The following is a 19,989-nucleotide window of genomic DNA, read 5'->3' as shown; positions in this document are numbered from 1 at the left end:
CGCCCCTCGGAGCCGGCCCTCAACGGGTTGCGCGGACGCCGTCGGCGGGGTTACGCGCGGCCGACCTTCTCCGGCGCCAGCTCCTCGATGGTGATGGCCGCGTTGATCAACGCGAGGTGGCTGAGCCCCTGCGGCAGGTTGCCCCAGAAGGCCAGGTCGTCGACCGCGATCATCTCGGACATGATCCCGACGTCGTTCGGGACCGTGGCGACGAGCTCGTCCATCAGGGCGACCGACTCGTCGTGCCGACCGACGCAGGCCAGGGCGGACGCGAGCCAGAACGAGCAGGCCACGAACGGGTGCTCCTCGCCCTCCATGCCGGAGTAGCGGAACAGCAGCGCACCGCGGCCGAGCTCCTTCACCAGGGCGTCGATGGTGGAGATCATCCGCTCGCCGCGCTCGTAGCCGCTCGGAGCGTGCAGGAGCACCGAGGCGTCCAGCTCCTCGCTGCCCGGGTACATCACGTAGGCGCCGAGCTCCTCGGACCAGCAGTGCTCCTCGATCCACTCGCGGATGCGGTCGCGCTCGAAGCGCCAGCGGTCGGGGCTGCCCGCGACCTGGCCGAGCTCCGCCAGGTGCACGGCCGCGTCGAGCGCCTGCCAGCAGCCCATCTTCGAGGAGGTGTAGTGCTGCTCCTCCTCCAGCTCCCACATGCCCGCATCGCGGTTGCGCCACAGGTCGCAGGTGGTGTCGGCGACGCGGGCGAGGAGCCGTCCGGTCTGGATGTCGAGGACGTTGCCCTCGTCGACGTAGATGCGGCAGATGTCGAAGAGGTCGCCGAACACGCCCAGCTGCAGCTGGTTCTGCGCTCCGTTGCCGGCGACGACCGGGCCGATGCCGCCGTAGCCCGGCACGTCGAACTCCTCCAGGACGGTCGGCATGGAGCCGTCGAGTCCGTAGAAGATGTGGAGGTCCGGGCCGTGCTCCTTGATCGTGCGGAGGAGCCAGGACAGCGCGGCGTGCGTCTCCTCGCGCAGGCCGAAGCGCACCAGCGCGTGCATCGTGTACGCGGCGTCGCGCACCCAGGCGAAGCGGTAGTCCCAGTTCTTGCCGCCGTTGGGCGACTCCGGAAGCGACGTGGTCGCGGCAGCGGCGATGGCTCCGGTGGGCGAGTAGATCAGCAGCTTGAGCGCGAGGGCGCTGCGCTGGACGGCCTCGGACCACGGGCCGTCGTAGGAGAACTCCTCCGACCAGTCCTGCCAGCTGCGGATCGTGCGGTCGATGCCGCGGTCGACGTTCTTCGCGACCGGGAAGTGCAGCGGCTCGTCGTGCGTGGCCGACACGACCAGGACGTGCCGCACGGCGTCCTTCCCCGCGGTCACCACGAAGGAGCCCGTCAGCTCGTCGCCGGCACCGGAGGGCGCGTCGTCTCCGTCGGGCCCGTGCTCCTGGCCGGTGACGCCGATGGTGATGTCGCCCGCGCGGATGAGCGAGCGGCCGTCGGCGTTCTGGATCCACGGGGAGAACCGGCCGAGACCCGTTCCGGGGCGGACGGCCCACCGCATCCGCACCTCGCCGTCGACGCCGTCCACCCGGCGCGCGAGCTCGGCCCACGGGAGGCGGCCGGCGATCCCGGTGACGAGCGCGTCCGTCACGCGGACGGTGCCCGACTCGGTGGTGAAGGTGGTCTCCAGGACGTTCGTGTCGCGGACGTAGGCGCGCGAGACCTCGGCGGGCTCCTCGGGGGCGAGCTCGACGCAGCCGCCGGACTCGGCGTCGATCAGGGCGGCGAAGGCGGGGGTGGAGCCGAGGTCCGGGACGGGCATCCAGTCGACGCTGCCGTCCTTCGCGATCAGGGCGACCGTGCGACCGTCTCCGATCGCGGCGTAGTCTCGCAGGGGCCTGGTCGAGCGGGGTGCAGCCATCCCCTCACCGTAGGGCGCGGGCGGTCTGCCGATTCGGGCTTGCGGGCGGACGGGCTTGCTTGTAGCGCCCGGTCAGGTCGTCGCGACTCCGCCGTACTCCTCGAGGCGGTCGGTGAACTCGCCGCGGTCCTCATCCTGGAGGACCCCGTTCGCGTACCCGGCGAGGAACGCGCCCTGCGGGTCCGGCGAGAGGCCGACTCCGTCGAGCATGTCGGCGACCAGGCCGGTCGGATCGGCGTCGAGGTCCACGAGTCCCAGCTCGATCGCGGGCACGAGGTCGGTGGAGGAGCGCGCGGTGACGATCCAGAGCGCGGCCGAGGCCTCCTCGTCCGAGAGGTCGCCGTCGAGCTCGTAGCCCGCCTCCGACCACTCCTCGGGGGTGTCGGCCACCTCGACGTCGTCGAAGCCGAGGGGCGCGAGCGCTGCAGTGAAGCGGTCGACCGCCGCCTGCCTGTCGGCGTCGGTCGAGACGTCGGCGGCGGCGTACTCGGTCGCCGAGATGTAGTCGTAGAGGAGGGAGGGCCCGCCGTAGGCGTTCTGCGACTGCTCGTAGTACTCGTCGTCGGCCGAGGTCCACTCCTCGGGGACGGCGCCCTCGACGGCCGCGACGGCCTGCTCGGCACTCGCGCGCACGTCCTCCGCGGACGGCTGGCCGAGGATCGTCACGGCGTCGCCGTCCTGGTAGCCGGGGTAGTCGTAGAGCGGATCGGACGGGTCCCCGCTGCCGAACGGGTCGTCCGTCGGGTCGCCGAACGGCTCGGACGGAGCGCTCGTCGACGCGCTGCCGGCGGCGGAGTCGAGCGCGCCGCCCACTCCGACGGCGACGAGCGTGCCGAGCACGCCGGTATAGACGACGCCCACGAGGAGGCTCGTGCCCAGCGCGATCCAGGCGCCCCTGCCGAGCGGGCGGTGGGAGGGGACGGAGCCCTGCGTCGGGCCCGGGGCGGGCGCGGGCGACGGGCTCATCGGCATCTGGCTCATCGCACTCCTCCGGACTCCAACGGCAGCCTCGTCAGTCTGGCACCTCGGCGAGCGCTCGGAGGAGGGACCCCGGGGGCTTGCGCGCGCGTCGCCGACCTCCCGCGCGCGGGTGGCCGCCGCGTCGCCCCGGCCGGTGGACAATGGCCGGATGGACGACGTCGTGCCCGCCTCCCCGCTCCCCTCCCTCGGCGAGATCGACGCGGGACTCCGCGTCGTCGCTCTGCCGCTGCGCACCCGCTTCCGCGGCGTGGACCACCGCGAGATCGCGCTCGTGCGCGGCCCCGAGGGCTGGACCGAGTTCTCGCCCTTCCTCGAGTACGGCGCGGAGGAGTCGGCGGCGTGGCTCCGGGCGGCGATCGACTACGGCTGGAGCGAGCAGCCGGCGCCTCTGCGCGACCGCATCCCGGTGAACGCGACGATCCCGGCCGTCGCGCCGCACGAGGTCGCCGCCGTGCTCGCGAGCTACCACGGCTGCCGCACGGCGAAGGTGAAGGTCGCCGAGCGCGGCCAGACGCTGGCCGACGACGTGGCCCGGGTCGTCGAGGTCCGCCGACTGCTCGGTCCGGAGGGCCGGATCCGCGTGGACGCGAACGGCGGCTGGAACCTCGACGAGGCCGAGCACGCCGTCCACGCCCTCGCGGAGTCCGACCTCGAGTACGTCGAGCAGCCGTGCGCGAGCGTCGACGAGCTGGCGGAGCTGCGCTACCGGGTGAAGTACATGGGCATCCCGATCGCCGTCGACGAGAGCGTCCGCAAGGCCGCCGATCCGCTCGCCGTCGCCCGGGCCGGAGCCGCGGACCTGCTGGTCGTGAAGGCCCAGCCGCTCGGCGGGACGCGCCGGGCGCTGGCGCTCGTCGCCGAGGCGGGGCTGCCGGCGGTGGTCTCGAGCGCGATCGACAGCTCGGTCGGACTCGCCATGGGCGCCGCCCTGGCCGCGGCGCTCCCCGAGCTGCCCTTCGACTGCGGGCTCGGCACCGCGTCCCTCCTCGCCGCAGACGTCACGGAGCGGCCGCTGCGGCCGGTCGACGGCGGGATCCCCGTCGGCCGCGTGGAGGTCTCGGAGGAGCTCCTCTCCCGTCACGCCGTGTCGCCGGAGCGGCTCGCCTGGTGGCGGGCGCGGCTCCGCGACTCCTACGCGCTGCTCTGATCGTCGGCGGCGGGCGCCGCGTCGGAGGAGCGGCAGAATGGGAGCGTCGGCCGCCGGTGCCCGACGCGTCCCCCACCCTCGAGCATCGGAGCCCCGTGAGCGCATCGACCGTCCCCGTCTTCCTCGACTGCGACACCGGCATCGACGACTCGCTCGCTCTGGCGTACCTCCTCCGCTCGCCTCGGGCCCGCCTCGTCGGGATCAGCACGGTCAGCGGCAACACCGACGCCCGCCGGGCCGCCGTCAACAGCCTCGGCCTGCTCGCGCTGGCCGGCCGCGACGACGTGCCGGTCGCCGTGGGGGCGCACCACTTCCTCGAGGAGGACTACGCCGGCGGATCCCCGCACGTGCACGGCGACGACGGTATCGGTGGGGTCGCGCTGCCCGAGGGCGGCGAGCCGGTCGACGAGGATCCGGCCGACCTCCTCCTCCGTCTCGCCCGCGAGCACGAGGGCGAGCTGCGGCTGGTCGCGATCGGCCCGCTGACGAATCTCGCGCTCGCCCTCCGTGCGCACCCGGAGATCGCGTCCCTCGTCCACTCGGTGACGGTGATGGGCGGAGCCGCGCTGGTCCCCGGCAACGTGACCGCCGTGGCGGAGGCCAACATCTGGCACGACCCGGCGGCCGCCGCCGAGGTCGTCGCGGCCGACTGGGACCTCACGCTCGTGCCCCTGGACGTGACCATGCGGCACCTGCTGACGGAGGAGGACCGCGCCGTCCTGCTCGCGTCGCCCGATCCCCTCGCGCAGGCCATCGGGCAGGCGCTCGACTTCTACTTCGACTTCTACGTCGGCCACTTCGGCGAGCGCACCGCTGCCATGCACGACCCCATGGCCGCCGCGATCGCCGTCGACGCCGTCGCCCTCACCTTCGCCCCGCGCGTTCACGTCACTGTCGACGCCACCCACGGCCCCGGCCGCGGCCAGACCGTCGCCGACCTCCGCGGCATCTACCGGGGCGTCCATCCCTCCGACGCCCGCACCCGCGTCGTCCTCGCCCTCGACGCCCCTTTCGCCCCCCACCTCATCGACGTCGTCACCGCCGTCTGACCCGCCCGCCGTCGCCCCCGGCGTCCACCACAGCCACTCGACAGGCACGGATCCGCCCGCAGCCCGCCCGTGCCCGTGTCCGCGACACGCCCGCTCCGCGCACTACTCGATCAGCAGGCACCGCCCCCTGCGCGTCCATCTGCGGGAACTCGACCGGCTCGCTCCCCGCGTTCGCGCCATGGGACCTCGATACGCGCGCCGCGCGCTACTCGGTCAGCATGACCCGTCGACCGCCGTCCCCCAGGCCCTTCCGCGAAGCGGAGCCCACCCGGACCCGACCGCGAAGCGGAGCCCACCCGGACCCGACCGCGAAGCGCAGCCCACCCGGACCCGACCGCGAAGCGCAGCCCACCCGGACCCGACCGCGAAGCGGAGGCCCCCCGCGGCGACCGCGAAGCGGAGCCGTCCTCAAAGCGTGTCCTGGTGGGCGGTCGGCGGGGCCTGGTGGGGTCGATCGCAAGGCGGAGGCGTCGGGCGTAGCGGCGCTACGTTCGTCGCCGACAACGCCGCGAGGGGCCCCACCAGGCCCCGCCGACCCGATCGCAAGGCGGAGGGGTCGGGCGTAGCGGCGCTACGTTCGTCGCCGACAACGCCGCGAGCGGCCCCGCCAGGCCCCGCCGATCACATGCCGGTGTCGAGGCCGGAGTAGGCGTGGAGTCCCTTGAAGAACACGTTGACGACGCCGAAGTTGAACATGACGGCGGCGAAGCCGACGATGGCGAGCCAGGCGGAGGGGGTGCCGCGCCAGCCGCGGGTGGCGCGGGCGTGGATGTAGCCGGCGTAGATGGTCCAGATGATGAAGGTCCAGACCTCCTTGGTGTCCCAGCCCCAGTAGCGGCCCCAGGCCTTCTCGGCCCAGACTGCGCCGGCGATGAGCGTGAAGGTCCAGAGGATGAAGCCGAGGATCGTGACGCGGTAGGCGAGGTTCTCGAGGGTGAGGGAGCTGGGCAGGGTGCGCAGGAAGCGGAGGACCGAGCGGGGGCTGTCGCCGGAGGATTCGCGGCGGGCCTGGAGGAGCTGGGTGACCGAGAGCGCGAAGCCGAGGGCGAAGAACGCGGTGCCGAGGATCGCGACGAGCACGTGGATGACCAGCCAGTAGGACTGGAGTGCCGGCGGGAGCGGGACGACGGCGACGTAGTAGTTGACGGTCGCGATGCCGAGGAGAACCAGGACGAGGCCGGTGATGAACGCTCCGAGGAAGCGGAGGTCCCAGCGCAGCTGGACGGCGAGGAAGACGCCGATGATGATGAGCGTCCCGGTCATCGAGAACTCGTACATGTTCGCCCAGGGGACGCGGCCGGCGGCGACGCCGCGGAGGACGGTCGCGCCGAGGTGCAGCACGAAGCCGAGGAGCGTGAGCGAGAACCCGATGCGCATGGTCTTCGAGCGGGCGGGGGCGCGGTAGACCTCGTCCTCGACGCGGCTGCCGATGCGGGAGAGAGTCGCGGTGCGTCCGGAGCCCGCGGCGGCGACGGTGGCCTTGCCGCTGGCCGCGCGGTCGGCGGCGGCCGCGGAGGCGACGCGCTCCGCCTCCTGGACGACCTCGATCGACTCGCCGTCGGCCAGCGAGGCGCGGCGGGCGAGGTCGATCGCGAAGAAGACGAACGCCATGGCGTAGATGCCCATGGCGGAGGAGAGGCACAGCACCGAGTACTGCGAGAGGGTCGCGATCACCTCCTCAGGGTAATCGCTCGCCGCCCCGCCCGCCCCTTCGCGCTTGCACAGACTCGGCCCCTGCCCAGCCGGGCGGCGGCTGTGGAGGGGCCTCCGGGTCGCCCGGGAGGCGGGTCAGTCGAGCGGGGCGTGCCGGTCGGCGATCGTCCGAACGGCGCGCACCAGCTGGGGGTCCTCGCCGCGGGCGAGACCCGCGTACTCGAGGAGCAGGCCGCCGTCGTCCTGGGCGGTCGCCTTCACCCACACGCGGCGCCGCGGGACGAACAGCGAGGTGAGGAGTCCGGCGAGCACGAGGATCGCGAAGAGCAGCACCCAGCCCTGGGTCGCGTCGTGGTGGATGTCGAACGAGGCGAAGCGCTTGACGCTGTCGGTGCCGATCCGCGTCGGGTCGGCGCCCGTGTTGTCGAAGGTCACGCTGCCGAGCCCGTTCGGGAGCTCGGCCGTGTCGCCGGGCTTGAGGGTGATCGGCGCGACGCCGGTGGTACCGCCGGTGAGCCGGGTCAGCGAGTCGGTGTTGAGCACGTAGACGGATGTGGGCACTCCCCCGTCGAGGCCGAGGTCGCCCGCGAAGACGTTCAGCGAGAGCACGGGGTACTGCAGGTCGGGGAAGATCGAGGTCGACGCCCCGGAGGCCAGCGTGTCCTGCGTCGGGTAGAAGAAGCCGGTGAGGCCCAGCTGCTCCGAGAGCCCGTCCGGCACCTTCACGACGCCGACGGAGGTCAGATTCGCGTCCTGCGGGAGGAACGGCACCGAGTCGGTGAAGATCGCCCGGCCCGAGGGGTCGCGGACCGTGATCGTCGGGGCGTAGCCGTTGCCGAGGAGGTAGACGTTCGTGCCGCCGATCGCGAGCGGGTCGTTGACCTTGATCGTGCGGTCCTCGGTGCCCCCGCCGCGCTCGGAGGTCGTGACGTTCGCGGTGAAGTCGACGGGCTGGCCGAGCGCCGACTGGTTCTGCTCCTCGTACTTCACGTCGAGGCTGTCGAGGGTCAGCTGGTACGGGTCGAGCTGGCTGCTGTCGAAGAAGCGGCCGGGGTTGAAGGAGTCGTAGGCCGCGAGGTTGTTCGCGAACCCCTGGGAGCCCTCGACCAGCACGCGCTGCCCGCTGTAGCCGAATCCGCCGCCCACTCCGACGGCGACGAGGATGCCGACCAGGGCGGAGTGGAAGACCAGGTTGCCGGTCTCGCGGAGGTAGCCGCGCTCGGCCGAGACGCTCGACCAGCGGCCGCGCGGGTCGTCGTAGCGCTCGACGCGGTAGCCCGCCCGGCGCAGGACGGAGTGGGCGGAGGCGACGGCCTCCTCCTCCGTCGCGCCCTCGACCTCGCGGACGGTGTAGCCGGCGAGGCGCTGCAGGCGTGCCGGGGTGCGCGGCGGCCGCGACCGCATGGCCTGGAAGTGGTGGCGCGTGCGCGGGACGATGCAGCCGATCAGGGAGATGAACAGCAGCAGGTAGATGCTCGAGAACCAGGCGGAGGTGTAGGTGTCGAACGCCTGCACCTTGTCGAGCAGGGGCGCGAGGTCGGGGTTGTCGACGAAGTACTGGGTCACGCCGTTGGGGTCGGAGGAGCGCTGCGGCACGAGCGATCCGGGGACCGCCGCGATCGCCAGCAGCAGCAGCAGGAACAGCGCCGTGCGCATGCTGGTGAGCTGGCGCCACATCCAGCGGAGCCAGCCGGTGAACCCGAGCGCCGGCTGCGTGACGGTGCCGTCGGAGTCGTAGTGGTCGGCGGGGCGGAAGGAGGCGTCCGTCCTCCGCTGTGCGGCCTCGTCGGGGCGGCGCGTGCTCTCCTCGGGCTCAGATCGCCGGCTGGAAGCCATCGATCACCGCCGAGAGGGATCCGTAGACGAGGGTGTTCCAGATGCCCGTGACCATCAGGACTCCGATCAGGACGAGGGCGGCGCCGCCGAGGATGTTGACCACCCGGATGTGGCGCTTCACGAAGGCGAGCGTGCTGGTCACCCAGCTGAAGCCGAAGGCGACGAGGAGGAAGGGGATGCCGAGGCCGAGGCAGTAGACCAGGGCGAGGAGGGCGCCGCGCCAGGGCGAGCCCACGCCGTAGCTGAGGGCGAGGATCGAGCTCAGCGTCGGGCCGAGGCAGGGCGTCCAGCCGACGCCGAAGACGATGCCGAGCAGCGGCGCTCCGATCAGCCCGGTGGCGGGACGGATCCCGGGCCGGAGCGTGCGCTGGAGGAACGAGAACTGGCCGATGAAGACGAGCCCCATCGCGATCACGACGAGCCCGAGGACGCGGGTGATCAGGTCGGTGTACTGGCGCAGCCAGAAGCCGACCGTGCCCGCCGCCGCACCGTAGAGGACGAACACCAGCGAGAATCCGAGCACGAAGAGGAGGACGCCCAGCACGACCCGGCGGCGTCCGCGTGCCGCGCGCTCGTCGGCGTCGGTGAATCCGCCGACGTAGGCGAGGTAGCCGGGCACCAGCGGGAGCACGCAGGGCGACGCGAAGGACACGAGCCCGGCCAGGAGCGCGATCGGCACGGCCAGCAGGAGCTGACCGCTGACGACGATGTCGCCCACGCCGCTACTCCCCCTCGGCGAGCGTGTCGCCCACGAGGGTCGAGAGGATCGACGCCTCCTGGAGCTGGCCGAGGATGCGCGACGCGACGCGCCCCTCCCTGTCGAGGACGAGCGTCGTGGGCACGGCGTTCGGCGGGACGGTGCCGGTGAAGGCGAGCTGCACCGACGAGTCGGTGTCGACGATGGAGGGGTAGCCGAGCCCGAAGGTCTCGGCGAAGGCGGCCGCGGTGGGGGCCTGATCGCGCACGTTGACGCCGACGAACGACACGCCCTTGTCGGCGAACTCCGTGTTCACCGTCTCGAGGTCAGCGGCCTCGGCGCGGCACGGGGCGCAGCTGGCGTACCAGAAGTTGACGACGACGACCTGCCCGGCGAGGTCGGCGGAGTCGATGGTGGCGCCGGTCTCGTCGGTGCCGGAGAAGACGATGGGGTCGTCCCGGTCGGCGGCGGCGATCTCGGTGACGGTGCCGTCCCCCGAGATGTAGCCCTTGTTGCTGCCGTTGCGGTACTGGTCGGCGAGCGGATCCTCGGAGCAGCCCGTCAGCGCGAGCGCGGCGGCCAGCGCGAGGACGCCCGCGGCGCGGAGCCGCCCCGTCCGGCGCATCAGACCGCTCCCACGTCGGTGGCCAGGCCCTGCAGGCCGGCGGCCGGGTCGGAGTAGCCGACCTCGACGAAGCCGTCGCCGCGGCGCTCGAGGGTCGTGATGCTCGAGAGCGCGCAGCGGCGCTTGCGCGGATCGTGGAAGAGGCGCTCGCCGGCGAGGGCGCGGTGGACCGTCCAGATGGGGAGCTGGTGGCTGACGATCGCGGCGTCGCCCTCCTCCGTGCTCTCCCACGCCGACTCGATCGCCGCGTACATCCGCGCCGAGATGGAGAGGTACGGCTCGCCCCAGCTGGGCTCGAAGGGGTTGCGGAGCCAGGGCCAGTGCTTGGGGTTCCGCAGGGCGGAGCTGCGCGCGGCGAGGGACTTCCCCTCGAAGCGGTTGCTCGGCTCGATCACCCGCTCATCGGTGCGGATCTCGAGCTCGAACGCCTGCGAGATGGGCTGCGCGGACTCCTGCGTGCGCTGGAGCGGCGACGCGATCAGCGCCGTGACGTGGCGCCGGCGCTCGAGCAGGTCGTCGGCGGCGGAGCGGGCCATGCGGTGGCCCAGATCCGAGAGCCGGAAGTTCGGGAGTCGTCCGTAGAGGACCCGGTCGGGGTTGAACACCTCGCCGTGCCGCACGAGATGGATCTGATCGGCAACCACGAGCGTCAAGTGTACGGAACGCGGCGTGGGGGAACGCCGGGAAAAGGGTCGCCTGAGCCGGACCTGAGCGGAGCCTCAGCGCCGCGCCGAGACCGCCGCCGACAGCCGCCGCACGAGCGGTCCGGGCAGGTGCCGCACCACGGCCATCGGGACCCCGAAGCGCACCGACGGCACCGAGACCACGGAGCCGCGCGCGACGTCGCGGAGGAACTCCTCCACCACCGCGTCCGCGTCGAGCCAGAGGAAGGAGGGGATGGAGGAGGTGTCCATCGCCGCCCGCTCGTGGAACTCGGTGCGCACCCAGCCCGGGCAGAGCGCGGCCGAGCGGACGCCGGTGCCGCGCAGCTCGACGGCCAGCGACTGCGCGAAGGCGGTCGCCCACGCCTTCACCGCGGAGTAGGGGCCGAGGTGCACGAAGCCCGCGACGCTCGACACCGTGAGGATCGCGCCGCGACCGCGGGCGGTCATCGCCTCGGCCGCCGCACCCGAGAGCACGGCGACCGAGCGCACCATCACCTCGAAGGCGTGGTCCTGAGCGGCGACGTCCGGCTCGGCGAAGGTCCCGTCGATCCCGAAGCCGGCGTTGTTGACGAGGACGCGGACGGGCCGGGCCGGATCGACGAGCCGCGCTCGCACGCGCTCGACCTGCTCGCGGTCGCCGAGGTCCGCGGGCAGGACCTCGACCGCCGCGGCGCCGAGACCGCGCAGTCCGGCCGCCGCCTCCTGGAGGCGCTGCTCGCTGCGGGCGACGAGGACGAGTCTCCAGCCGCGGCGCGCGAACGCCCGGGCGAAGGCGAGGCCGATGCCGGAGGACGCGCCGGTGATCAGTGCGGTGCTCATGCTCCGACGCTACCCGTCGCCGCCCGGCGGCCCCCGAGTAGACTCCCCTACCGTGACCGACGAGACCCGCCTCCCCCGAACCACTGTCAAGAAGCTCGCCGCGCTCGAGGACGGACCCGTCCGCGTGTCCGGCTGGGTCGAGACCGTGCGCGACCAGAAGAAGGTGCAGTTCGTCGTCCTGCGCGACGAGTCCGGTGCCGTGCAGCTGGTGAACCCGGCCGTGCGCGAGGCCGTCGAGGGCGACGACGCGTCGGCTGCGCGCCTCGCGATCACCGAGGAGATCTCCGGCCTCGCCCAGGGCTCCTTCATCACCGTCACCGGCGCGCTCAAGCACGACGAGCGCGTGAAGCTCGGCGGCATCGAGGTCAAGCTCGAGACGCTCGAGGTCGTCGCCGCGTCGATCCCGGAGGCGCCGATCGCGCCCGACTCCGGCATCGACAAGCGCATGGACTGGCGCTTCCTCGACCTGCGCCGTCCCGAGCAGAACCTCATCGCCCGTGTGCAGACCACGTTCGAGCACGCGCTGCGCACGTACTGGATCGAGCACGACTTCATCGAGATCCACACCCCGAAGCTCATGGCGAGCGCCTCGGAGTCGCGGGCCGAGCTCTTCGAGGTCGAGTACTTCGAGACGAAGGCCTACCTGGCGCAGAGCCCCCAGTTCTTCAAGCAGATGGCGCAGCCCGCCGGGTTCGGCAAGGTCTTCGAGGTCGGCCCCGCCTTCCGCGCCGACCCGAGCTTCACCTCGCGTCACGCGACCGAGTTCACGAGCGTCGACGCCGAGGTCTCCTGGATCGACTCGCACGAGGACGTCATGGAGCTGCACGAGCAGCTGATGGTCGCCGGCCTCACCGCCGTCGTCGACAAGCACGGCGCCGAGGTGAAGGCGCTCTTCGACATCGACCTGACCGTCCCGACCACGCCGTTCCCGCGCATCCCGCTCGCCGAGGCCAAGCGCATCGTCGCCGAGCGCGGCTACGAGGTGCCCCGGGCCGACGACGACATGGACCCCGAGGGCGAGCGCCGCATCGCGGCCTACGTGCAGGAGGAGTTCGGGCACGACTTCGTGTTCCTCACCGACTACGCGTCGAGCATCCGGCCGTTCTACCACATGCGCCGCGAGGGCGACGGGACGATCACCAACAGCTACGACCTCATCTACAACGGCGTCGAGATCTCGACCGGAGCCCAGCGCGAGCACCGCGTCGACGTCCTCGTCGAGCAGGCCCGCGAGAAGGGCCTCGACCCGGAGGAGCTCGAGTTCTACCTCGACTTCTTCCGCTACGGCGTCCCGCCGCACGGCGGCTTCGGCATGGGCCTCTCGCGCGTGATCATGCTGATGCTGAACCAGGCGAACCTCCGCGAGGTCACCTACCTGTTCCGCGGCCCGACCCGCCTGCTGCCCTAGGCGCGGATCCCGGTCGCGGGAACCCCGGACCATCGAGACCGCCGCGGACGGCGGGTCCCCTCGACGGGACGGGGTTCCCTCGCGCCAGCGTCTAGGGAGCCGGCAGCACCACGAGGTCGAGGTAGTCGGCCAGGCACGCCACCATGTCCACCGCGTCGCGCTCGAGCAGCCACTGCAGCTGCACGCCGTCCCAGAGCGCGATGATCGACGCCGCCACCCGCTCCGGGTCGGACCCCTCGCGCAGGCGCCCGGCGGCCTGGAGCTCGCGCAGCTCGGCCGCGTACTCGCTGCGGAGGCGGCGGAACCGCGCGGCGAAGAAGTCGCGCCCCGGATGCTCCTGCGTCGTCGACTCGCCGCAGAGCACGGCGTACAGCTCGATCACTCCCGGCGCCGTCTCGTTGTAGCGGGTCTGCCGCAGGATGCCGGCGACCAGCCCCTCCTCCGGGTCCGGCGGCGAGGAACCGTCGCCCGTGATCAGGTCGCGGTGCTCGAGGACCGCGAAGAGCAGGTCGGTCTTCGACGGGAAGTAGTGCAGGAGGCTCGTCTGGCTGAGCCCGACGCGGTCGGCGACCTCCTGGAGGGAGCCGCGGGCGTAGCCCCGTGCGGCGAAGACCTGGTGGGCGGCCTCGATGATGGCGCGGCGGCGCTGGGCCGACTTCGCGTACGGGCCGCGTCGCCTCGTCGCCTCCGCCATCGACCCCTCCTCAGCACTGGAGGCGCCTCGCCGTGCCCCTCGAACGGCCAGCGTAGCGGCGGCGGCGGAGCAGTGCCGCCAATTTCGAGTACCTACTCGAATTCGTGGTAGCGTCCCGATCATCGCCGGGTGAGACTCCCCGGCTCTCCACCACGACGAAGTGAGGGAAGATGCATCCGTTCACCCGGAGACAGCTCATCGCCGCCGGTCTCGGCACCGCGGCACTCGGGAGCCTGACGGCCTGCGCGACACCGGGCACCGTCTCGGTCAACACGGCGCCGACGATCGCGCCGGCCACCGGCCCGGTCCGCCTGCAGTACTGGGGCTGGCTGAAGGACCTGCAGAAGGTCTGCGACGTCTGGAACGCCTCGCACCCCGAGATCCAGGTCGAGGCCGTCTGGATCCCCGGCGGCAACGCGGGCGGGTACCAGAAGCTCTACTCGGCCCTCGCCGCGGGCGGCGGGCCGGACCTCGGCCAGGTCGAGATCCGCTCCGTCCCCGAGTTCATGCTCGTCAACGGCCTCGTCGACCTCACCCGGTACGGCGTCGAGCAGTACCGCGACCTGTACGACCCCACTCTCTGGGGCCAGGTCAGCTACACCGGCGGCGTCTACGGCATCCCGCAGGACAGCGGCCCGATGGCGCTCTTCTACCAGCCCGAGGTGTTCGGGAAGGTGGGTGCGGAGCCGCCGACGACCTGGGACGACTGGGCCGCGGTGGCGACGGAGCTGCGCGGAGCCGGCTCCTACATCGACTGCTTCCCCCTCGCCGACGCCTCGGTCTTCGCCGCGTTCGCGACGCAGGCCGGCGCGCAGTGGCTGCGCCCGGAGGAGGACGGCTGGGTCATCGACATGACCGACGACGCCACGACGCGCGTCGCCTCCTTCTTCGACACGGCCATCGACCAGGACCTGGTGCAGACCGGCTACGGCGCCTACTCCCCCGCGTGGTTCGCGGCCGCGGCGAAGGGCGGCATCGCCTCCTGCGCCACCGGCAGCTGGGGCGACGCCCTGATCGAGGGAGTCAGCGGAGGCGCGGGCAAGTGGCGCGCGGCTCCCATGCCCGTCTGGGGCGACACCGGCTTCGGCTCGAGCTTCCTCGGCGGATCGACCGCGGCGGTGTTCTCGAGCAGCAAGCACCCGGAGGAGGCGATCGAGTTCGCCGTCTGGATGACCACCACGCAGGAGGGCATCGACGCAATGATCGCCAACAGCGGCATCGGCTGGTCTCCCGCCGTCGGCGAGATCGGCACGGCCCGCAAGGGTCCGAGCGACTTCTTCAGCGGGCAGAACTACAACGAGGACGTCCTCGTGCCCGCATCGACGGAGCAGAACCCGGACTGGTCCTGGTGGCCCGTCACGCAGCAGTCCTTCAACATCCTCAGCGACGGCTTCCGGAAGAAGGCGTCCGGGCTCTCGCTCGTGGACGCGGTCGCCGAGGCGGAGCAGCAGATCATCACGGTCTTCGAGAACAAGGGCCTGAGCATCAGGAGGGCCTCCGCATGACCACCACGACCTCCCCCGCCGCCGCCGCGGTCGCGGCCACCACGCGGACGCCGGGCGCGCCCCGGCGCAGCCGCGCGGTCGCCCGCGCACCATGGATCCTCCTCGGACCCTTCCTGGCCCTGTTCGTCCTCACGTTCATCGTCCCGATCGTCGTCGCCGTCGGCTCCAGCTTCACGAAGGTGACGCGCTCCGGCCTCTTCGGCGAGGCCGGGGTCACCAGCGGGTTCGCGGGCTTCGACAACTACGCGCAGGCCCTCGCCGACGGCAACTTCATCGCCTCCATCGGGCGGATGTTCCTCTTCGGCATCGTCCAGGTGCCGGTGATGATCGCCCTCTGCACCGTCCTCGCGCTGATGCTCGAGTCGGCGTCGGCGAAGTTCCCCGGCTTCTTCCGGGCGGCCTACTTCCTCCCCTACGGAGTGCCCGGAGTGATCGCGACGATCCTCTGGTCCTTCCTCTACGTGCCCGGCCTCAGCCCGCTCATCGACGCGGCGAACGTGGTCGGGCTCCAGCCCGACTTCCTCGGTGCGGACACGGTGCTCTGGTCGATCGCGAACATCTCGCTCTGGAGCTACACCGGCTACAACATGCTGATCATCGTCGCCCAGCTCAAGGCGATCCCGGTCGAGCTCTACGAGGCGGCGAAGGTCGACGGCGCCTCCACCTGGCGCGTCGCCCGCAGCATCCAGCTGCCGCTCATCCGCCCCGCGCTGGTGCTGACGACGATCTTCTCGATCATCGGAACGCTCCAGCTGTTCGCCGAGGCGCAGGTGCTGAAGACGGTCGCTCCGGCGATCGACAGCCAGTACACGCCGAACCTCAGCGCGTACACCACGGCCTTCGCCTACAACGACTACAACGTCGCCGCGGCCCAGGCTGTCCTGATCGCACTGGTCGCGTTCCTGCTCTCCTTCACGTTCCTCTCGATCTCGAACAGGAGGTCGTCATGAGCCGCACCGAGACCCCGCCGACCACGACCACCGGAGTCGTCACCGCCGACCGCCCCGTGAAGGCCGGACGCGGGCCCGACCGCTCGGCCGGCCGCAACCGCGCCTCGACCATCATCGTCACCGCGATCCTCGTCGTCGTGGCGGTCTACTTCCTCATCCCCGTCTACTGGGTCGTCGTCGCGGCGACCAAGACCACCGAGGACCTCTTCGCCACCTACGGCTTCTGGTTCGCCCCGACGTTCGCGCTCTGGGACAACCTGACGCAGGTGCTGACCTACGGCGACGGCATCTTCGTCCGCTGGTTCCTCAACTCCGTCCTCTATGCCGGAGTGGGCGCCCTGCTCGCGACCTACCTCGCCGCGGCGGGCGGCTACGCGCTGGCCAAGTACGAGTTCCGCGGCAGCAGGCTCGTGTTCGGGACGATCCTCGCGGGCGTCCTGGTGCCGGGCACCGCGACCGCTCTGCCGCTGTTCCTGCTCTTCAGCCAGATGGGCATCGCGAACACCTACTGGAGCGTGCTGATCCCCTCGCTCGTCTCGCCGTTCGGGCTGTTCCTCTGCCGGATCTACGCTCAGGCGACGGTGGACACCGCGATCATCGAGGCGGCGCGCATCGACGGCGCCGGGGAGCTGCGGATCTTCCACACGCTCGGGCTGCGCATCCTGACTCCCGCGCTGGTCACCGTGTTCCTCTTCCAGCTGGTCGGGATCTGGAACAACTACTTCCTGCCCCTGGTGATGCTCTCGGACACGAACCTGTTCCCGATCACACTGGGACTGAACAACTGGCTCGGACAGGTCGACCGCCTGCCCGAGTTCTACGAGCTGACGACCGGCGGCGTCCTGCTGTCGATCATCCCGCTCGCCATCGCCATGATCGTGCTGCAGCGCTTCTGGCGCGGCGGCCTGACGGAAGGCTCCGTGAAGTGACGACTCCCCCGACGACCCCCCACTACCTGACGGACACCGGACCGGGCTCCGGCCGCCGCCGGGCTCCCCGCTCGTGGCTGCACACCGATGCCCCTGCGCTCCCGCTGGACGGGGAGTGGCGCTTCCGCCTGCTCCCCGCCGCTCCGGGGACCCCGGGCGGCGCCGGCGTGCTGCCGGAGGGCGAGGGCGTGGACGCCGTCGGGGACGAGTCGTTCGACGACTCCGGCTGGGATCTGATGCCGGTGCCCTCGCACTGGGTGCTGCAGGGCGACGGGCGCTACGGACTGCCGGCCTACACGAACGTGCAGTTCCCGTTCCCGACCGAGCCGCCGTTCGTGCCGGACGCGAACCCGACGGGCGACTACCGCCGCACCGTCGTGGTCCCGGAGGAGTGGGAGTCCGCCGAGGCGGTCGTCCTGCGCTTCGACGGGGTCGAGTCCCGCTACCGCGTCTGGGTCAACGGCGTCGAGATCGGGATCGGCTCCGGCAGCCGGCTCGCGCAGGAGTTCGACGTCACCGGCGTCGTCCGCCCGGGCGAGAACCTCGTCGTGGTCCGCGTGCACCAGTGGTCGGCCTCGAGCTACGTGGAGGACCAGGACCAGTGGTGGCTGCCGGGGATCTTCCGCTCGGTGCACCTGCTCGCGCGCCCCGTCGGCGGGATCGAGGACGTGTGGCTGCGCTCCTCCTTCGCCGGCGGCACGGGCCGCATCGAGGCGGAGGTGACCGCCGCGGCCGACGCGTTCCCGCTGAAGCTGCGCGTGCCCGGGCTCGGGATCGAGACGGTCTGGGCCTCGGCGGAGGAGATCGCCGCGATCGAGGTCCCCGAGGTCGAGCCGTGGTCGGCGGAGGCTCCGCGCCTCTACGACGCGACGCTCGCCTCCGCCGGCGAGACGGTCTCGCTGCGGCTCGGCTTCCGCACGGTCGAGATCCGCGGCGACCGCTTCCTGGTCAACGGCGAGCGCGTCGTCTTCCATGGAGTCAACCGCCACGAGACGCACCCCGACCGCGGTCGAGCGTTCGACGAGGACTCCGCCCGCGAGGACCTCGCGATGATGAAGCGCTTCAACGTGAACGCCATCCGCACCAGCCACTACCCACCGCATCCCCGTCTGCTCGACCTCGCCGACGAGCTCGGCTTCTGGGTGGTCCTCGAGTGCGATCTCGAGACCCACGGCTTCGAGCGGGTCGGCTGGGCGGGCAATCCCAGCGACGACCCCACCTGGCGCGAGGCCTACCTCGACCGCATCGAGCGGACCGTCGAGCGCGACAAGAACCACCCGAGCATCGTGCTCTGGTCCCTCGGCAACGAGGCGGGCACCGGCGCGAACCTCGCCGCGATGTCCGCCTGGGTGCACGGCCGCGACCCCGAGCGCCCCGTCCACTACGAGGGCGACTACACCGGCGCGTACACGGACGTGTACTCGCGGATGTACTCCTCGATCCCCGGGACCGAGCGGATCGGCACCGACGGCTCGCTCACTCCGCTGCTCGGCTGCTCCCCCGGCGAGTCCGCTCGGCAGCGCTCCAAGCCCTTCCTGCTCTGCGAGTACGTGCACGCGATGGGCAACGGCCCGGGAGCGATCGACCAGTACGAGGACCTCGTCGACCGCTTCCCGCGGCTGCACGGCGGCTTCGTCTGGGAGTGGCGCGACCACGGCCTGCGGGCGCGCACGCCGGAGGGCGTCGAGTACTACGCGTACGGCGGCGACTTCGGCGAGGTGGTGCACGACGGCAACTTCGTGATGGACGGCATGGTGCTCTCCGACGGCACGCCCAGCCCGGGCCTCTTCGAGTGGAAGCAGATCGTCGCTCCGGTGCGCCTCACGGTCCGCGGCGACGGCGTCGTCATCGAGAACCGCCGGCACGACGCCTCCACCGCCGATCTGCGCTTCGCGTGGCGGGTCGAGCGGGACGGGCGGGTCACCGCGGAGGGAGTGCTCGACGCCCCGGTCATCGCGGCCGGCGACGCCGTGCACGTGGAGCTCCCCCCGCTCGAGGTGCGCCCCGGCGGCGAGACCTGGCTCACTGTCGACGCGGTCCTCGACGCCCCGACCGCCTGGGCGGAGGAGGGCCACGTGCTCTCCACCGGTCAGCACCTCCTCGCCGCGCCGTCGGCGGTGCCCGCGTGGACCCGCGCCGTCCGCGCCGCTCCGCCCCTCGAGGGCGGCGCGCTCGGAGTCGCGCGGTTCCGCGACGGCCGGCTCGCCTCCCTCGCCGGCCTGCCCGTCGACGGACCGCGCGCCGAGCTCTGGCGCGCCCCGACCGACAACGACGAGGGCGCGGGCTTCCCCGGCTACGTCACCGGCGACCCGTACGACGGCGACGGCCGCGGGACGCCGGCCCCCTCCTCCGCCGCCCGCTGGCGCGAGGCCGGACTCGACCGCCTGGTCGGCCGCGTGCAGGAGGTGGACGCCTCCGCCGGGCTCCGCCGCGTGACCCGCTTCTCGGCCGCGGACCTCGATGCGGGACTCCTGATGGAGGAGCGCTGGAGCGTCGACGGGGAGAGCACTGTCCTCCGCGTCGACCTCGTCCCGACCCGGGGCTGGGACTCCGTCTGGCCGCGGCTGGGCATCCGGATCGACCTGCCCGCGTCGATCGACGGCGCGGAGTGGTTCGGCACCGGCCCGCTCGAGTCCTACCCCGACAGCCTCGGGGCCGCGCGGGTGGGGCGCTTCACGGCGGACATGGACCGGCTGACGACTCCGTACGCCCGCCCGCAGGAGAGCGGTCACCGCAGCAGCGTGCGCGAGCTGACGCTGACGGAGGCGGGCTCGCCCCGGCTCCGCATCGAAGCCGCGCGCGACCTGCACGGGCGCCTCCCCGGCTTCACCCTGGCGCGGCACACGCCGCAGGAGATCACGGCCGCCGCGCACCCGCACGAGCTGCCGGCGTCGGAGCGCGCGGTCCTCGTGATCGACGCCGCCCAGCACGGCCTGGGCTCCCGTGCGTGCGGTCCGGACGTGTGGCCCGACTTCCAGCTGCGGCCGGAGGCGCGGACGATCCTCCTCCGCTTCACCGCGGCCGGCTGAGCGCCGGGAGAGGACGAGGGAAGGCCCGCGGGATCGCGTCCCGCGGGCCTTCCCTCGTCCTCGGGACGCGTCAGTCGCTCTGCGTGCGCGGCAGCGGTCCGCCGATGAAGAGGTCCGTGTTCATGCGCCGGCGGCGC

At 72.2% G+C, this 19,989-nt stretch carries 16 protein-coding genes; 7 read left to right on the top strand and 9 right to left on the bottom strand.

Translation table 11 applies throughout. From position 1 onward, the window contains the following. Positions 1-50: 50 nt before the first annotated feature. Both C5C27_RS05340 and C5C27_RS17950 read right to left on the bottom strand, forming a co-directional pair. A complete protein-coding gene (locus C5C27_RS05340; RefSeq protein WP_104313819.1) occupies positions 51-1,865 on the bottom strand; it encodes a glycoside hydrolase family 15 protein in 1,815 nt (604 codons plus the stop codon). 72 nt (positions 1,866-1,937) lie between these two features. Further along, the gene (locus C5C27_RS17950; protein WP_181133454.1) at positions 1,938-2,846 is read right to left on the bottom strand and encodes a hypothetical protein; all 909 of its coding nucleotides are present in this window, start codon (positions 2,844-2,846) and stop codon (positions 1,938-1,940) included. Between the two features lie 148 nt (positions 2,847-2,994). Between C5C27_RS17950 and C5C27_RS05330 the strand changes: the two genes are divergently transcribed. After that, positions 2,995-3,993, top strand: coding sequence for an o-succinylbenzoate synthase (locus C5C27_RS05330; protein WP_104313818.1), 999 nt, complete (start codon positions 2,995-2,997; stop codon positions 3,991-3,993). Between the two features lie 95 nt (positions 3,994-4,088). Next, positions 4,089-5,042, top strand: a complete 954-nt coding sequence (locus C5C27_RS05325; protein ID WP_104313830.1) for a nucleoside hydrolase — start codon at positions 4,089-4,091, stop codon at positions 5,040-5,042. A 621-nt stretch (positions 5,043-5,663) separates the two neighbouring features. Here the strand turns inward: C5C27_RS05325 and ccsB are convergent. The 6 genes from ccsB to C5C27_RS05295 all read right to left on the bottom strand — a co-directional run bounded on the left by ccsB (position 5,664) and on the right by C5C27_RS05295 (position 11,337). Further along, entirely contained in the window at positions 5,664-6,668 is a 1,005-nt protein-coding gene (ccsB, locus tag C5C27_RS05320) for a c-type cytochrome biogenesis protein CcsB (protein WP_104224871.1), read from the bottom strand. Between the two features lie 162 nt (positions 6,669-6,830). After that, complete coding sequence (locus tag C5C27_RS05315) at positions 6,831-8,531, bottom strand: cytochrome c biogenesis protein ResB (protein ID WP_104282433.1); 1,701 nt, start codon at positions 8,529-8,531, stop codon at positions 6,831-6,833. Next, positions 8,509-9,249 carry a cytochrome c biogenesis CcdA family protein gene (locus C5C27_RS05310; protein ID WP_244230512.1) on the bottom strand — a complete coding sequence of 247 codons (741 nt, stop codon included), beginning with the start codon at positions 9,247-9,249 and terminating at the stop codon, positions 8,509-8,511. Before C5C27_RS05310 ends, C5C27_RS05315 begins: the two co-directional genes overlap by 23 nt. Positions 9,250-9,253: 4 nt before the next feature. Next, on the bottom strand, positions 9,254-9,853 hold the full coding sequence (locus tag C5C27_RS05305; protein WP_104249773.1) for a TlpA disulfide reductase family protein: 600 nt from the start codon (positions 9,851-9,853) through the stop codon (positions 9,254-9,256). Next, a complete protein-coding gene (locus tag C5C27_RS05300) occupies positions 9,853-10,497 on the bottom strand; it encodes a histidine phosphatase family protein (protein WP_104224864.1) in 645 nt (214 codons plus the stop codon). Before C5C27_RS05300 ends, C5C27_RS05305 begins: the two co-directional genes overlap by 1 nt. 75 nt (positions 10,498-10,572) lie before the next feature. After that, positions 10,573-11,337 carry an SDR family oxidoreductase gene (locus tag C5C27_RS05295; protein WP_104313817.1) on the bottom strand — a complete coding sequence of 255 codons (765 nt, stop codon included), beginning with the start codon at positions 11,335-11,337 and terminating at the stop codon, positions 10,573-10,575. Between the two features lie 52 nt (positions 11,338-11,389). Between C5C27_RS05295 and aspS the strand changes: the two genes are divergently transcribed. After that, positions 11,390-12,745, top strand: coding sequence for an aspartate--tRNA(Asn) ligase (gene aspS / locus C5C27_RS05290; protein ID WP_258062680.1), 1,356 nt, complete (start codon positions 11,390-11,392; stop codon positions 12,743-12,745). Positions 12,746-12,836: 91 nt separating this feature from the next. Here aspS and C5C27_RS05285 read toward each other — a convergent pair whose 3' ends face one another. After that, positions 12,837-13,439: a TetR/AcrR family transcriptional regulator gene (locus C5C27_RS05285; protein ID WP_258066510.1), complete on the bottom strand. Its 603-nt coding sequence runs from the start codon at positions 13,437-13,439 to the stop codon at positions 12,837-12,839. Between the two features lie 170 nt (positions 13,440-13,609). On the opposite strand from C5C27_RS05285, the gene C5C27_RS05280 reads away from it, so the two are divergent. The 4 genes from C5C27_RS05280 to C5C27_RS05265 are packed head-to-tail and all read left to right on the top strand — an operon-like array spanning position 13,610 to position 19,852. Continuing rightward, positions 13,610-14,944, top strand: a complete 1,335-nt coding sequence (locus C5C27_RS05280; protein ID WP_104239087.1) for an ABC transporter substrate-binding protein — start codon at positions 13,610-13,612, stop codon at positions 14,942-14,944. Further along, complete coding sequence (locus C5C27_RS05275; protein ID WP_104225918.1) at positions 14,941-15,894, top strand: carbohydrate ABC transporter permease; 954 nt, start codon at positions 14,941-14,943, stop codon at positions 15,892-15,894. Before C5C27_RS05280 ends, C5C27_RS05275 begins: the two co-directional genes overlap by 4 nt. Next, entirely contained in the window at positions 15,891-16,823 is a 933-nt protein-coding gene (locus tag C5C27_RS05270; protein WP_104225919.1) for a carbohydrate ABC transporter permease, read from the top strand. Before C5C27_RS05275 ends, C5C27_RS05270 begins: the two co-directional genes overlap by 4 nt. After that, positions 16,820-19,852 carry a glycoside hydrolase family 2 TIM barrel-domain containing protein gene (locus C5C27_RS05265; protein ID WP_219813135.1) on the top strand — a complete coding sequence of 1,011 codons (3,033 nt, stop codon included), beginning with the start codon at positions 16,820-16,822 and terminating at the stop codon, positions 19,850-19,852. Before C5C27_RS05270 ends, C5C27_RS05265 begins: the two co-directional genes overlap by 4 nt. The last annotated feature ends 137 nt before the right edge of the window (positions 19,853-19,989 follow it).

The organism is Rathayibacter sp. AY2B7 (assembly GCF_002931635.1).
Taxonomy (GTDB): domain Bacteria; phylum Actinomycetota; class Actinomycetes; order Actinomycetales; family Microbacteriaceae; genus Rathayibacter.
Note: the sequence above shows the minus strand (reverse complement) of the source record. Positions and strands in the feature narration are given on the sequence as shown.

What these genes read in the sequence shown, in the direction of transcription:
- C5C27_RS05340 (WP_104313819.1), bottom strand. Translation starts at nt 1,865, where the DNA reads ATGGCTGCACCCCGCTCGACCAGGCCCCTGCGAGACTACGCCGCGATC.
- C5C27_RS17950 (WP_181133454.1), bottom strand. Translation starts at nt 2,846, where the DNA reads ATGAGCCAGATGCCGATGAGCCCGTCGCCCGCGCCCGCCCCGGGCCCG.
- C5C27_RS05330 (WP_104313818.1), top strand. Translation starts at nt 2,995, where the DNA reads ATGGACGACGTCGTGCCCGCCTCCCCGCTCCCCTCCCTCGGCGAGATC.
- ccsB (WP_104224871.1), bottom strand. Translation starts at nt 6,668, where the DNA reads ATGGGCATCTACGCCATGGCGTTCGTCTTCTTCGCGATCGACCTCGCC.
- C5C27_RS05315 (WP_104282433.1), bottom strand. Translation starts at nt 8,531, where the DNA reads ATGGCTTCCAGCCGGCGATCTGAGCCCGAGGAGAGCACGCGCCGCCCC.
- C5C27_RS05305 (WP_104249773.1), bottom strand. Translation starts at nt 9,853, where the DNA reads ATGCGCCGGACGGGGCGGCTCCGCGCCGCGGGCGTCCTCGCGCTGGCC.
- C5C27_RS05295 (WP_104313817.1), bottom strand. Translation starts at nt 11,337, where the DNA reads ATGAGCACCGCACTGATCACCGGCGCGTCCTCCGGCATCGGCCTCGCC.
- C5C27_RS05285 (WP_258066510.1), bottom strand. Translation starts at nt 13,439, where the DNA reads ATGGCGGAGGCGACGAGGCGACGCGGCCCGTACGCGAAGTCGGCCCAG.
- C5C27_RS05280 (WP_104239087.1), top strand. Translation starts at nt 13,610, where the DNA reads ATGCATCCGTTCACCCGGAGACAGCTCATCGCCGCCGGTCTCGGCACC.
- C5C27_RS05275 (WP_104225918.1), top strand. Translation starts at nt 14,941, where the DNA reads ATGACCACCACGACCTCCCCCGCCGCCGCCGCGGTCGCGGCCACCACG.
- C5C27_RS05270 (WP_104225919.1), top strand. Translation starts at nt 15,891, where the DNA reads ATGAGCCGCACCGAGACCCCGCCGACCACGACCACCGGAGTCGTCACC.